This is a genomic window from Clostridium estertheticum (assembly GCF_018861295.1).
In the GTDB taxonomy this organism is placed as follows: domain Bacteria; phylum Bacillota; class Clostridia; order Clostridiales; family Clostridiaceae; genus Clostridium_AD; species Clostridium_AD estertheticum_D.
On the sequence record NZ_JAHLDM010000017.1, the window covers coordinates 78,164 to 91,635 of the forward strand.

Here is a 13,472-nt window from a genome sequence, read left to right on the forward strand (position 1 = left end):
TGTCATATTAGTAAAATTCACTTGCCATATCAAATTTACTCTTAAGCCGCAATCCATTATTTAGTTGAAGTACTCTATCAGTATTTTTAACTATATAATTTTCAAGTTTATCCATGTATATATCACCAGCTATTTCACTTTGAGTAACCATTGTTAATCCTTTTTCCCAACTTGCTGTTAATTCTGGATTTAAAAGAGTAGGGATAGAATTTTTAACTACATCGAAGATAATTTCTCCAAGTAATGTAGGCATAACCACTTGAGTTTTATTATTAGATTTAATATATTCTATTTTTTCAAGCTTTGTTAAAATTCCTGAGCGCGTGGCACTTGTACCGATACCAGAGCCTTTTATATGCTCTCTTAGCTCTTCATCTTCAATAAGTTTACCTGCATTTTCCATGGCTATAATTATCGAACCTGTAGTAAATCTTTTAGGAGGTGATGTCTTACCTTCTTTAACTACTAATTCTTTAAGTGTCACCGTCTGTCCTTTTTTTAGCAGACTTAGAAATTTCATATTTGTACTTTCTCTATCATTGCTTTCATTATCAGGTTTTAGAACCTCCAAGTAACCAAGTTCAACACAAACCTTATCTGACGTAAAAAATCTTTCCTTATTTATCTTTGTTATAACAGAAACTTTGTTGTACACAGCCGGTGGATAAAATATTGCAAGAAACCGTCTTAGCACTAAATTATACACTTTCTTTTCCATTTCCTTTAATGATGAATAATTTTGAAGTCCTTCACCTGTTGGGATAATAGCATAATGATCTGTTACCTTGCTATCATCAACATACTTTGTTTTAGCAATACCACTATACCATTTTTTTTCTATAATATTCTTAGCTATATTATTAATCTCTGTATTTCCATTTAATTTCATTAATTTTCTTATATTCTGATCTATTTCTTTTGATATCGCTGTAGACAATACCCTAGCATCAGTTCTTGGATATGTAAGCATTTTTTTCTCATATAAAGCTTGAATGAGGCTAAGGGTTTGCTCTGGATTTATTTTAAATTTCTTAGAACATTCATTTTGCATTTCTGCTAAATTAAAAAGTAATGGTGCATTTTTATTTTCTTTTTTCTTAGAAATATTTTCAACCAAAACATTATTATCAATACTAGAATCTCTTAGCTCTCCTATTAACTTTTCAGCATCTTCCTGGGTCTTAAATCCACCCTCGTTATATAGAATAGGTGATTCAAAATACTTTGAACCCTCTACTGCTTTCCATTCTCCATCATAATTACAGTCCTCACTTACATTAAAGCTTCCAATAATTCTATAAAAAGGAGTAACTGTAAACTCTCGAACTTCCCTTTCTCTTTGGACAACCATCCCAAGAACACAGGACATTACTCGTCCAACAGCGATAACTATATAACTTTTTCCAAGATAATTGCTTACAACTTTTCCATAGACTAAACTTAAAAGCCTTGAAAAATTGATTCCCATTAAATAATCCTCTTTTGCTCTTAAATAAGCCGCTTCCGATAAATTATCATATGCGCTTAAATCCTTTGCCTCTTTAACACCGCGAATAATCTCGGCTTCTGTTTGTGAATCTATCCACACTCTTCGTTTTTGCTTATCAGGACACCCTGCCATTTCATCTACCAATCTGTAAATGTACTCGCCTTCCCTTCCTGAATCTGTACAAACATATATTCTATCAATATCTTGGCGAACTAATTGACTTTTGACTATATTAAATTGTTTTTTAACTCCGTCTATAACTTCATATTTATATGCTTTAGGTAAAAATGGTAAAGTATTTAAAGACCATTTTTTAAGTTTCATATCATATTTTTCTGGATAACTCATTGTAACAAGATGTCCCACACACCATGTTACTACAGCTTTGTCAGACTCTATAAATCCATCTGACTTTCTACCATTTATTTTTAAGGCTTTGGCAAACTCCGCAGCGACACTTGGTTTTTCTGTAATAAATAACGCCTTACTAATAACTACCACTTCACTTTCCATTTAATTGCAATAATAACCCTGTTATAAATGCCTCTAATAATTGCTTTTAGCAATCTATTATACCATTTTTATGCCCCTATCTCAAAGAAATTTAAATCTACCTTACAGTTCTTTAAGGTATTCTTTTAAATTCTCACCTGGACTTTTTGTAAATCTACCCTTTTCTAATTTAAAATATACGGCATTAGAAGCCTTCGCCATTATTATCTCTACCAGGGTTGCATGACAAGTAAGGACAAAAACTTGATTTGTTTTTGATAATTCTACTAAAGCTTTAACTGTATTTTTTGTATGCGCTATATCAAAGTTAACAAATGAATCGTCAAAAATCACTGGCAACTTTTCCTTAATTTCTTTTATTCTACTTATACGAACTGCCAAAAATAATTGCTCTTTTGTGCCACGACTTAACTCTTTTGAACTCTCCTTTATACTCTCATCCGATAATTTTGTTTTAAAGTCTCCCTGCATTAAATTGTCACGCGGCATAATATCTTTATATTCACCAGATGTTATTTCACTTAAGATATTACTAGCTCCTTTTAATAACTTATCCTTTGTATTTTCTAAAAATCTTTCTCTGATTTTCTCTAGAAATAAGGCTGCCGTATTATAAACGGCATACTTCTCTGCAAGTGGTCTTAGCTTACCTCTTGCTTCTATAATATCTTTCTCATACTGCAATAACATCTCATCTGAATTTAAAGCCGCAACCTCATCTTTTGATGTCTGTTTTTCATTCTTTAAAATATCCAGTTCCCTAATTAATTCTTTATTTTCATTGCTTGAAACTTTATAATCATAATTAAGCTCATCAATGCTAATATACTGATTATATAACTCTTGAAGGATATTTAATAAATTTTGATTTTCATTATCAGTTTGTAAAGCATCATGCCTTTCATTATGTAGTATATCTTTTATACGATGGCTCTTTACTGATTGCAACAATTTTTCTTGTATAATCTTAAATTCATCTTGTTGTTTTCTATATCTTTTATACTTTTCTCCATGATTAATATACTTTTCTATATCTGAAATTATATTTTCTGTATCCTTTTCACAAAGAAAATCTAATATTTCATTCTCTAATGTTTTAAGTTTTGAAAAACTCATATCAGCTTTCTCTAAAAAAATCAAATTTTTATGTAAGGTTTCTATTTTTAATAATAAGTCACTACAAATACTTTCTATATTGTCTAAACATATTTTGGGCGAACTTATTCCCTCTAAGCTCTTAGCATTAAAAAAAGTAAATTTATTAATTATATTGTCAATGTTATTTAAAGTTTTACAAAGATCATCAAACTGATTCATTAATTTTTTCTTTAATAGATAATACTCAAATATCTCATCCTTTAAATAAGCTACTGTTTTAAAATAATCTTTGATTCCATCAACCGAAACCTGCTCGTCAAGTTTTAGAATATCCCTATACTCATCCATTATGTTATTTAGCTCTATTAAGTTTGCATCTACCTTTTTTATTTCCTGGGAATTATTTTTAGAATTTATTATTATGTTATCAATCTGCGTTTTAATTTCTGCATTTCTAACCGCAATTAATTTTCTATTAGAATAATTTATAAACAAATATAAAGCTGTACCTAATGCTCCAATTATTATTATTGAGCACCCAAGCATCTTATCTATAAAAAATAGTACTAACCCTATAATCATAAATAACATTGTGATATACAAATATTTTTTCATATAGGTTATAGCATCTCGAGGTACTATTTGTTTTTCTAAAATATCTCTGTGCATTTTTGAGTCTTCTATTTTTTTATCAAGATTTATTTTATCAACCTTTATCTTTTTATACTTTTCAATGTTTTGATTCAAAATATGCTGTTGCATCTCATCACAACAAACTTTTGTAACATCATCAAACTTCGTCCAGTTATCGTTAGCTTTTTTTATCTTATTCATTATCGTTCCAGTTTTTTCATAGTATTCAGTTTTAACACAAATAAGATTCTTGATTATCTCCTTAATTCCTGATATTCCATTATAATAGCTAATAATCAATCTTTTATTTTCCATTAAAATCACCTTAACAAGTTTTTCCTTAGATGTTTCCCTTTGGAATTCATAATTATCGTTATTATACTCCTCTAATTCTTTAATATATTGAATTTTTAAGTTTTCCGCTCCTTCTATATTATATTCTTTTACATAATCAGGTCCAAAAGAATAAGTTTGAATTTCTGTTATAAGATTCTTCTTTTTTTCATTAAGCTCATAATTATGCTTTAAAAGTTCTAATTTAATTATATTATTATCACTTTTTAGAAGCTGCTTTTCCTTTAAAATTATATTATCCTCAAGACGTGACAAACTGTTTTTCTTTTGCATATAAGATGTTAAAAGAAGCGTAGATCTTTTTCTTCCCTCTAAACCTTTTCTAATATTCTCCTCAAATGGTTTAAACATTTTAGTAGCAGGATTTCCCCTAGTTCCGCCAATAACATTAGCCTTTTGTCTTAATTCTTTAACAACCCCAGGAATCTTAACAATATGCTTAAACCCAGCCCCTAGAAGCATTGATTGTAAATTACTATCTTCCTTATCTGAACTCTTATTTAGCTCATCAAGACTTATTGTAAACAATTCTTTGTAGGTTCCCTTATCTATATCATATAATCCTTTATTGGAGGCTTTAACCTCAGCATTTTTGTAAACTACCTCTGGATTACTAAACCCTTTTAAGAGTACATTTACTTCTTCTCCATTATCTGAACTTAAATCACATCTTACATCATATTGGAATTTAGGCGGTGGTAACTCGCTACCTTTTGAAAACCCAAAAGGTATATTTCTAAGTATTTGCATCAATGTAGTTTTACCAGACCTATTTGCCCCACCAACAACTATAATTCCATTCCCCAATTCTTCCAATTTTTCGCCTTGAAAGACTCCGAAATCCCTAATATCTAGCTGTGTTATTTTCAAATTATCACCACCCTACATTATTTCCAAAACCTCTGTTAATTTTTCGATAAGTAGTTCTCTAGCTTGTGATATAATATCCAGAATCGTTTCTTCATCAAAATCGAATTTATCGGCCTCTATATTTTCCGTAAATATTTGCTTCTTCCAAATTGATCCCCAATTTTTCACAAGTTCATTCTTAAGCTCAGAATCCGTAGTATATAATCCAATTACCTCTTCTAAATCATTAAAAATAGGATTTTGTAATTTAAGCTCTTCAAAATTTTGAACCATCGATGTCCTAAATATTATAGAATCTACCCATATAAAATACTTCTGCGAACTTGTTTCTTCATTTATATTTTCTAAAAACTGTTTATAATCGTCCTCTGTCATATTAGTTATCTTATTATGCATATCGGTTTTTCCTCTTATAACCAATCGAATAATATATCCTTTAAAATCATCTAATAATTCCACATTCGATGATTTTACTCCACTTGAAATCTCAGGAAATTCATATGATAAACTACTTAGTTCATCATTAATAACTAGGAGCAAATCACTATAATTTTGTATCTTTTTATCATCCGCGATTGTTATCACTACCTTCTTATACACAACTGTTGATATAGGTAAAAACTCCATATGCACAACCTCTTTTTTGTTTACTTCGACGAAATAAACACCGCCCATTCCCTGCTCTCCCATATCACGCCCTTGTGGGATTCCAGAAAAGGCTATTATAGGTTTGGTATCATTTATAATACTTTGTTTATGAATATGTCCTAATGCCCAATAATCAATATTCGAAATACTCTTAAGATCATTTAAAGTACAAGGAATATAATTTTTATTATCTCCCTCTAAAGCAGTGTGTAACATTGCAATATTAAAAACATCATTATCTAATAAATAATTTTCGTAAGATTTTTCTTTTTCAGATCGATGTTTATAGGATTTTCCTATGATTTTTGAAATAACTTTATCTTCTTTATATACCTCAAAAACTTCTGTTTTTTCAGAGCTTATGATATGTAAGTTAGGAGGCAAAGCAAACAATTCCTCATCACCATTCATAACATCATGATTACCGTAAATTACATATACATTTATATTTTTTTGACCTAAATGTGCACATTGATCTATAAAAATTTTATTTCCTCTTACCGACCTTAAATGGCTGTCATAAACATCTCCACAAATTAATATAAAATCCACCTTTAATGAAATAGCCCTGAGGCAAATCCTTTCGAAACCATCATATACAGCGCCTTTACACAATTCTTGTAAATTTTCTTGTGGTTTTCCATTTATATTAAGAAATGATCCTAAATGCAAGTCTGATACATGAATAAATCGAAATGTTCCACTCATTATCTCTCCACCACCTATTATATATTTTACCATAAAAATCAAAAGTATATATAATTACAATTTCCAAGCAACGAAAAAAAGCTAGTCTTTTAACTAGTTATTTTTTTATAAGACCTAATAGTATAATAAATTAAAAAGAGCATACAATAATGTTAGTAGATGATTTAAAATGGTTGAGCCTAGAGTGCTTGTAGGCTGAAATAGCTTTAGAGTGTTCGGCCAAAGGTGTATATGAGATCTGTTAAGGTTTTTTATATGCCAGCGGGAAGATTATTATGGGTTCTTAACAGCTGTATATGTGCCTAACTGTATATATATGGTTCTCCCGAATGTGTAATGTTCGAGCTAAGATAATATGGGTCTCCGCAGGTTTTATTAAGGCACATGAAATAAACTAGCATTGTTTTTTATTGTTTATATTCATCTTTATAAAACTAGGGGTTTTTCTTGGTCGAGAGATTATTTTTAGCTCCCAAGGGGTTCCGTATTGTCGAGCAAAGATGTATGCATGTGCTGTAATGCTTGTATGTTGTCGAAAGATATAATATGGGTGTGTAAGTATGTGTATGGGTTGTAGTGAAGATCATTTTAGGTTGTCAAAAAATCCCTAGGGTAAAAGGCAAGTTTTTAGGTACATAAAAACAAACAACAAAACAAATAGACTAGCATATTGTTTTGTTATTTATTTAATTGTACCTAGTATAAAACTTGCCTTTAACATTTTACAAAAACTATAATATTGTTACCTATTTTGTATTATTTCATCATTTCTTTATTTTCACTCATAGGTTCACTAACATCATATTGACCACCAATAGTCTTAACCTTTTCTCCGGCAAGAAGAAATTGAACCTTTGTAACGCCTAATTCCTTATCTAAAACTAATGTATTAACTATTGAAAATAAAGCCATTTGTTCTCCTGCTGATCCTTTTACCTTTAGTTCACCTTTTAAATTAACATAAGCTGTTTTTTCCTTAATTTGCACATCTGACACTTGTAGACTTGTAGGCAATGTTGCATATGATTTTGCTGTGCTACCACTTTTAGTAGCTGGTCCCTTTACTAATTCCTCTACAATTGACTTAGCTGTAGGTGATGTTATGGTTCTTTTTTCTCCAACAAAGTACATAGCTTGGTCATCACTAAAATACAATACGACTTCTCTACTTTTTATGTCTTCATTTTTAACTGCTGGTTTCACTGTAGGAGTCACTGTAGATGCTGCTGGTTTTTCTACTTTAGTTGCAACTGTTGATTCTTCTTTTACTTCGCTTTTTGTGGCAGTGTCTTTTACCTCAGTTTTCCCACAAGCAGCTAATGTAAAGACAACTACACTACATAATATTACTGAAAGAAATTTTTTCATTTTTGTCACCTTCCTATTAAAGTATTATATTAATTTTGTTAAAGATAATTTAAAATTTTATTATCAATTATTACTAGATTATATCATATATTATAAAATAAAGTATTTATCTTTCTAATAGTTAAGTTTTCCAAATTGTACATACCACTTAGAATACTTATTACCTATTTCATCTCTATAGGTTCCTTTATTATCCTTTACCATAACTGTTGCTCTTTTATTAATTTTATATATGAAACCATTATATTTAGTACCATCATTCAAAAAACTTACCTTTTGTCCTATTATCAATCCATATTTTTCTGATATTATTTCCTTTTGACTTGGCAATTGATGAACCACATCTGTATGAGCAAACATATTATAAACCATAGTTTTAAACCTAATCTTTTTGCAACTAGATTCTTTGTAAAGATGTAACTCAATCAAATGGCATAATTCATGTTCAAATACTATTTGAAATGCCTCTAATGAATCTTTTGTTTTAATTCCCGATACAATCTTGTCTCTTTCAACCTTATAATACTGAAAAAAGAATTTTATGCCCATTCTAATTTCATATGTTTCTTCTGATTCTTCTAATAGTTTTATTTTCCTACTATATATAGTTTTTCCTGCAGCTGACGTCATCCTTGTAGATAACGAAAATTTTAAAGTCCCATTAAATTTTCTTCTAAAATAAAAATTAAAGAATTCTTCATCATATAAGTGGAATAAAATTTTCAGGTCATCATTTGACATACATTGTATATCACCTGTTTTTACATTTTTAGATTTACTAATGAATAGCTCTCTTATATTATTTCTTTTTATAATTATTTCTGAGTCATAATACTTTAAATCTTTTATACCTTCACTTATCATTACCCTACTTCCTTATACTAAGCTACTTTAAAATAAACAATATGTATTTTTTTGCTATTTTCAGCTTCTTTATTTTTTTATTAAATCATCTCCTGCGGAGCTGCAACAGCTTCGCAGAAGCTGCATTGACAACTTCAGAAGGATATTTATAATCCCACTGAAGTTTTCTATTTGTAAATGTATGTAACTCCGGCTTATAAAAGTGGGAAACTTTCCTTCTGAAATGTCGTTGAAACTAATACAAAAATCCCACATATAGATGTAGGATTTTCATATTTAAATGGTTTTTAAGATTGTTGTATTAATTATAAAATCAAGTGTATCCTTATACTGATCAGATCCTGCATTTAATCCATCAAATTCTAACTTTAAACTGTTAACGAATTCTTTTTGAATCTCATCTACATTAACATTTTGATATTGAAATTTTTCTTCAATTTCTTGAATTTTCTTTGAAATATTTCCTTTGTGGAAAGGCATTGCTACATCTTTTTTTATAGACAATTTGAAAACTAACAATAAACTTAGATAATCTTGTTTCTTTAAATTTAATTCATCATTTAAATTTATGTCAATATTTTGTAATGTTTTATTTAAAAATTCTAAGGATTTATTTAATTGATTCTTATATATTTTTATGTCTCCACTGCCTATCATAAATGCTAATATTGTCTTTATAGTATATTTTATATTATTTGCTAAAGTGTCTTTAGCATTTATACCAAAGGCACCACTAGCAAACTGATCAGAAGCTAAAAGTCTGAGTAACTCATTTCTATTATAGTTTTTATATTTGTCATGGTCATCTTCTTGCTTTGAAACATCTTTATAATAAAATGATGTTGATTCAGAATCCTCAGCTAAATCACCATAAAATGATTCCAATCTTTTCGTAGTTTTAACAGGTAAAATCTCTCTTATTCTTATGCCTACTATTGGATCTTCCATTTCCTCATAAAGAATAAACGCGGTTTCTTTGCATATTATACCGACCTTTTTAGAGATTTCAACAATCTTATTATTCATTGCTTCTTGAAGCTCTCCTCGTTCATATTTAACTCTATGTTGAAGGGATTCTATTCGTTTTTTGTACCACATTTTTTCAATTAGATTAACATTCTCCTCAAGTTCTAAATCATTCAAAAAAATTACTCTCTGAATTCTATTTTTCCCTACTTTTCCTTTTAATATTACAACTCCGCCCACATCTCCATTAACCTTCGCAAAAATAGAAAATGGTTCCTTATCATACATGTATTCAATAGTTCTTGGGAATGTTGTTTCAACCTTCATTTTACCCCAATCTATTTCAATATCAGTAACTATCGGATTTTTAATTCTATTAAATTGTTTAAGTACTATATCTTCAATTCGCTCATCAGGATTTATAACTTCTGCAGCGCCATAACTAATTCTAGCTAATTTGTTAATAAAATAGCTGTTTACAGAAGTATTTATCCCAAAAGGAAATATTCGACTTTCTTTAATATTATCTTCTACAAAATCCAATATTTCTTTTTCATTGTAAACTACATCGTCTGTAAATAAAAATATTATATTTTCCTCTTTATCATCTTTATTAAGGAGAGCATATTTTATTGCATCAAAAATAGCTGCATCATTTTCAGCGAAAAGTTCTTTAATCCATTTACTAGCATCACTTAAATTTTCTTCATTAAATTCAACCTTTACTTCTTCAGAAAAATAATGAAGTTTATCTCCAAAAGCAACAATATTAAATGTATCTCCTACTGCTAAATTTCTTAAACATAGCTGAAGAGCATTTTTGCCCTCTGTTAACTTGTCTCCACCCATTGATTCTGATATATCTAAAAGAAAAATATAATTCTCTCCTGAGGTTATTTGATCTATTTCAATCTCTGGAATAAATCTTAAATATAAAATTCCTTTATCCTCTCTCGGATAATCATATATCATTCCTGTAGTTTCTACCTTCTCTTGCTCTTCGAGTATTATTTCTAAATCTTTATCCATTCTTTGATTTTTTCCAGCGAGTGTCACTTTATATAAATTATTTTCTTCATATTCAACCTTTAATTTATGAGAAGAACACTTGAATTCCAACTTTGTTAAAGATTCTACTAATAAACTTAAAGTGAATTTGTAATCATCATTTTTATTAATAATTCCATTTTCGCAAGTAAGTAATTCATTCTCTCTAGAAAGATTTATTGGAGTTATTATCGTCGGAATAATTAATTTCAAATTTCTATTTTCATAACTAAGTTCCTCTATATATGATACTTTTATTTGAACAACTTCATTAGAGATTATCTTACCAATAACTATTCTAATTATATTATCTCTAAATTCCTCGAGCAAAAAAGTATTATTATCATTATTTTTAAAATTTTCATATATTTTATTTGCTTCCTCTTTATCTTGTATTAATCCCTTTATTGTCCTGCCACCGAGCACTGCCTCAAAGCCTGATATAACAGCTCCATCTGGAACCGGGAAAGTATAAATTGCTTCAACATCATTGCTTCCTTTGTTCTCATATACATGGTCAATAGTATACTCAGCGAATTCCCCACACAAATTTCCTTTTATATTAACTTCTTTTAAAATTATGTTATTCTTGTGTCCCTCTTTATGGTTTATATTATTGATTGGCATTATATCCCTCCTGATTTTATATAACAAAAACTTAACAGAAATTTAAAAATATCATAAATATATTTTATCATTAATATTATAATTAGTCTTTGAATTTATGCAATATTTTTATTTTCAAATGATATTCTTGTTATTTGTTTTTATCTACCTTATAATAATTAATGGATATGTTAATTATTATTATAATTAAATACTTTTAAAGGAGAAATCTTATATGAAAAATTGTATAGTTGCACAATCAGGTGGTCCAACATCTGTAATTAATGCTAGTGCTATAGGCATTCTTGAATCAAACATTAGCTCTCATTATTATGATAACGTGTATGCCGGAATAAATGGGATTCAAGGTATTCTAAACAAACATATTGTAAATCTATCTGACATTAATTACGATGAAGTTAAAGGATTAAAGTATACCCCCTCTTCAGGTCTTGGTTCGTGTAGGTATAAGTTAAAATCATTTGAAGAAAACAATGAAGAATATATAAAAATTTTTGAAATATTAGAAGAATACGAAATTAAAACTTTCTTTTATATAGGTGGAAACGATTCTCAAGATACTGTTCATAAATTTAGTATTTATGCACATAAGCACAATAAAGATGTAAAATTTATTGGCATACCAAAAACTATAGATAATGACCTACCAATTATGGACCATACACCAGGTTTTGGAAGTGCAGCTAAATTAATTGCTACATCAGTTCTTGAGAACTTCCTAGATGCCAATGTATACTCTCCAAAAGGAGTCTTCATACTTGAGACCATGGGACGCGATACTGGTTGGCTTGCAGCTAGTGCTTGCATAGCAACTATTAACGGTAATTCAGTTGCAGATTTAATATATTTACCCGAAGTAGCTTTTAGTCCTGATAAATTTATAGAAGATGTAGCTAAAAAACTCACTCAAAAAAATCATGTTTTTGTGGTAGTTTCTGAAGGAATCCGAACTAAAGAAGGTAAATTTATAGGTGAAGCGGAAGGTACCAGTCATGATAAGTTTGGACATACTCAGTTAGGTGGAGTATGTGGCTTCCTAAAGAATTTAATTTTAAACACTAATACTGCAGAGAAAGTTAGAGTTTTAGAACTTTCCACACTTCAACGTTGCTCTATGCACTGCGCTTCTCAAACAGATATAGATGAAGCCTTTAAGGTAGGAAAAGCTGCAGCGCAGTACTCTATTCACGGAATTAGCGGAAACATGATAGGTATAAAGAGGCTTTCAAATGCCCCTTATACTTCAGAAACTTTTGCACTTGAAACTTCAAAAGTTGCAAATAAAATTAAATACTTCCCTAAGGAATGGATAAACGAAGAAGGTAACAATGTAACTCGCGCTGCTTATGAGTACACACTTCCATTAATTATGGGCGAACCCAAAATAGCAATAGAAAATGGTCTTCCAAAATACACATTTTTAGATGAAGCCTTTAAATTATAGATAAAAATAGAATTAAATAATAATTCTTTTATACTGTATTAATATATAACAAAACTCTATGAAATATTTTCATAGAGTTTTGTTATATATTATGGTTATGGATTCTCATTACCATATTTGAAATAAATTAATGAGTTTAAAAATCTTTGGTATTTACTAATTTCAGAACTAACTTCACGTCCAGGAAAAAACACCATTGAAATAACTTCCCATAAAAATACCCATCCACCTATGTTAAATCCTTGTTGTATGGTTCCAAGTATTATATTTTTATCACCACTTGAACCTAAAAAAACAGATACACCTAATAGGCTAAGGGCTATGAGTACATACTTAAATATCTTATGATAATTATTTTTTAGTATTTTAATTTCTTGATGTAAATAAAAGGAGTAGTAAGTTTTAATTCCTGCAATTAACGATTCTTCTCGGTTTATGTCTTTTTCACCTTTTGGTAAATAAAAACATATATCTACTCCGTATTTTTCCGGAATTTCTTCAAAACAATTTTCAAGAAAAATCACTAAATCCGGATCCATATCTCTTTTTCTAAATGGGGCATTATCCCAGTCATTAAATATATCAGTATACTTATCTATCCCTACCTGTATAACGTAATTTCCTGTAGTAGGATTTCGTTCATAAATCTTTTGAAGATAATCACTCCGCTTTGGCTTAATATATCTTCTCTTAAGCTTAGTTTTAATTCTGTGCAATATATTGTGCATTTTATCAACCCTTCATAACTAATTCTGTTATGTCTTATTATACAACTTATAATTAAATTAGCCAATATAGACATTCAGGGTAACCTATCAATTACTTTAACTATTTGAGCGATTC

General features: G+C 29.2%; 8 protein-coding genes. 1 reads left to right on the top strand and 7 read right to left on the bottom strand.

The window, feature by feature from the left end:
* Positions 1–7: 7 nt before the first annotated feature.
* The 6 genes from KPL54_RS16420 to KPL54_RS16445 form a co-directional block, all read right to left on the bottom strand.
* Positions 8–1,981, bottom strand: coding sequence for a DNA topoisomerase (locus tag KPL54_RS16420; RefSeq protein ID WP_216107610.1), 1,974 nt, complete (start codon positions 1,979–1,981; stop codon positions 8–10).
* Positions 1,982–2,104: 123 nt separating this feature from the next.
* On the bottom strand, positions 2,105–4,957 hold the full coding sequence (locus KPL54_RS16425; RefSeq protein ID WP_216107584.1) for an AAA family ATPase: 2,853 nt from the start codon (positions 4,955–4,957) through the stop codon (positions 2,105–2,107).
* A gap of 12 nt (positions 4,958–4,969) precedes the next feature.
* Complete coding sequence (locus tag KPL54_RS16430) at positions 4,970–6,313, bottom strand: metallophosphoesterase family protein (protein WP_216107585.1); 1,344 nt, start codon at positions 6,311–6,313, stop codon at positions 4,970–4,972.
* A gap of 756 nt (positions 6,314–7,069) precedes the next feature.
* Entirely contained in the window at positions 7,070–7,681 is a 612-nt protein-coding gene (locus KPL54_RS16435) for a GerMN domain-containing protein (RefSeq protein WP_216107586.1), read from the bottom strand.
* 114 nt (positions 7,682–7,795) lie between these two features.
* On the bottom strand, positions 7,796–8,545 hold the full coding sequence (locus tag KPL54_RS16440; protein ID WP_216107587.1) for a hypothetical protein: 750 nt from the start codon (positions 8,543–8,545) through the stop codon (positions 7,796–7,798).
* A 276-nt stretch (positions 8,546–8,821) separates the two neighbouring features.
* Complete coding sequence (locus tag KPL54_RS16445; protein ID WP_216107588.1) at positions 8,822–11,185, bottom strand: VIT and vWA domain-containing protein; 2,364 nt, start codon at positions 11,183–11,185, stop codon at positions 8,822–8,824.
* A 214-nt stretch (positions 11,186–11,399) separates the two neighbouring features.
* On the opposite strand from KPL54_RS16445, the gene KPL54_RS16450 reads away from it, so the two are divergent.
* On the top strand, positions 11,400–12,629 hold the full coding sequence (locus KPL54_RS16450) for a 6-phosphofructokinase (protein ID WP_216107589.1): 1,230 nt from the start codon (positions 11,400–11,402) through the stop codon (positions 12,627–12,629).
* Positions 12,630–12,724: 95 nt separating this feature from the next.
* Here KPL54_RS16450 and KPL54_RS16455 read toward each other — a convergent pair whose 3' ends face one another.
* The gene (locus tag KPL54_RS16455; protein ID WP_216107590.1) at positions 12,725–13,357 is read right to left on the bottom strand and encodes a hypothetical protein; all 633 of its coding nucleotides are present in this window, start codon (positions 13,355–13,357) and stop codon (positions 12,725–12,727) included.
* Positions 13,358–13,472: the final 115 nt, after the last annotated feature.

What these genes read in the sequence shown, in the direction of transcription:
- KPL54_RS16430 (WP_216107585.1), bottom strand. Translation starts at nt 6,313, where the DNA reads ATGAGTGGAACATTTCGATTTATTCATGTATCAGACTTGCATTTAGGA.
- KPL54_RS16435 (WP_216107586.1), bottom strand. Translation starts at nt 7,681, where the DNA reads ATGAAAAAATTTCTTTCAGTAATATTATGTAGTGTAGTTGTCTTTACA.
- KPL54_RS16450 (WP_216107589.1), top strand. Translation starts at nt 11,400, where the DNA reads ATGAAAAATTGTATAGTTGCACAATCAGGTGGTCCAACATCTGTAATT.
- KPL54_RS16440 (WP_216107587.1), bottom strand. Translation starts at nt 8,545, where the DNA reads ATGATAAGTGAAGGTATAAAAGATTTAAAGTATTATGACTCAGAAATA.
- KPL54_RS16455 (WP_216107590.1), bottom strand. Translation starts at nt 13,357, where the DNA reads ATGCACAATATATTGCACAGAATTAAAACTAAGCTTAAGAGAAGATAT.
- KPL54_RS16445 (WP_216107588.1), bottom strand. Translation starts at nt 11,185, where the DNA reads ATGCCAATCAATAATATAAACCATAAAGAGGGACACAAGAATAACATA.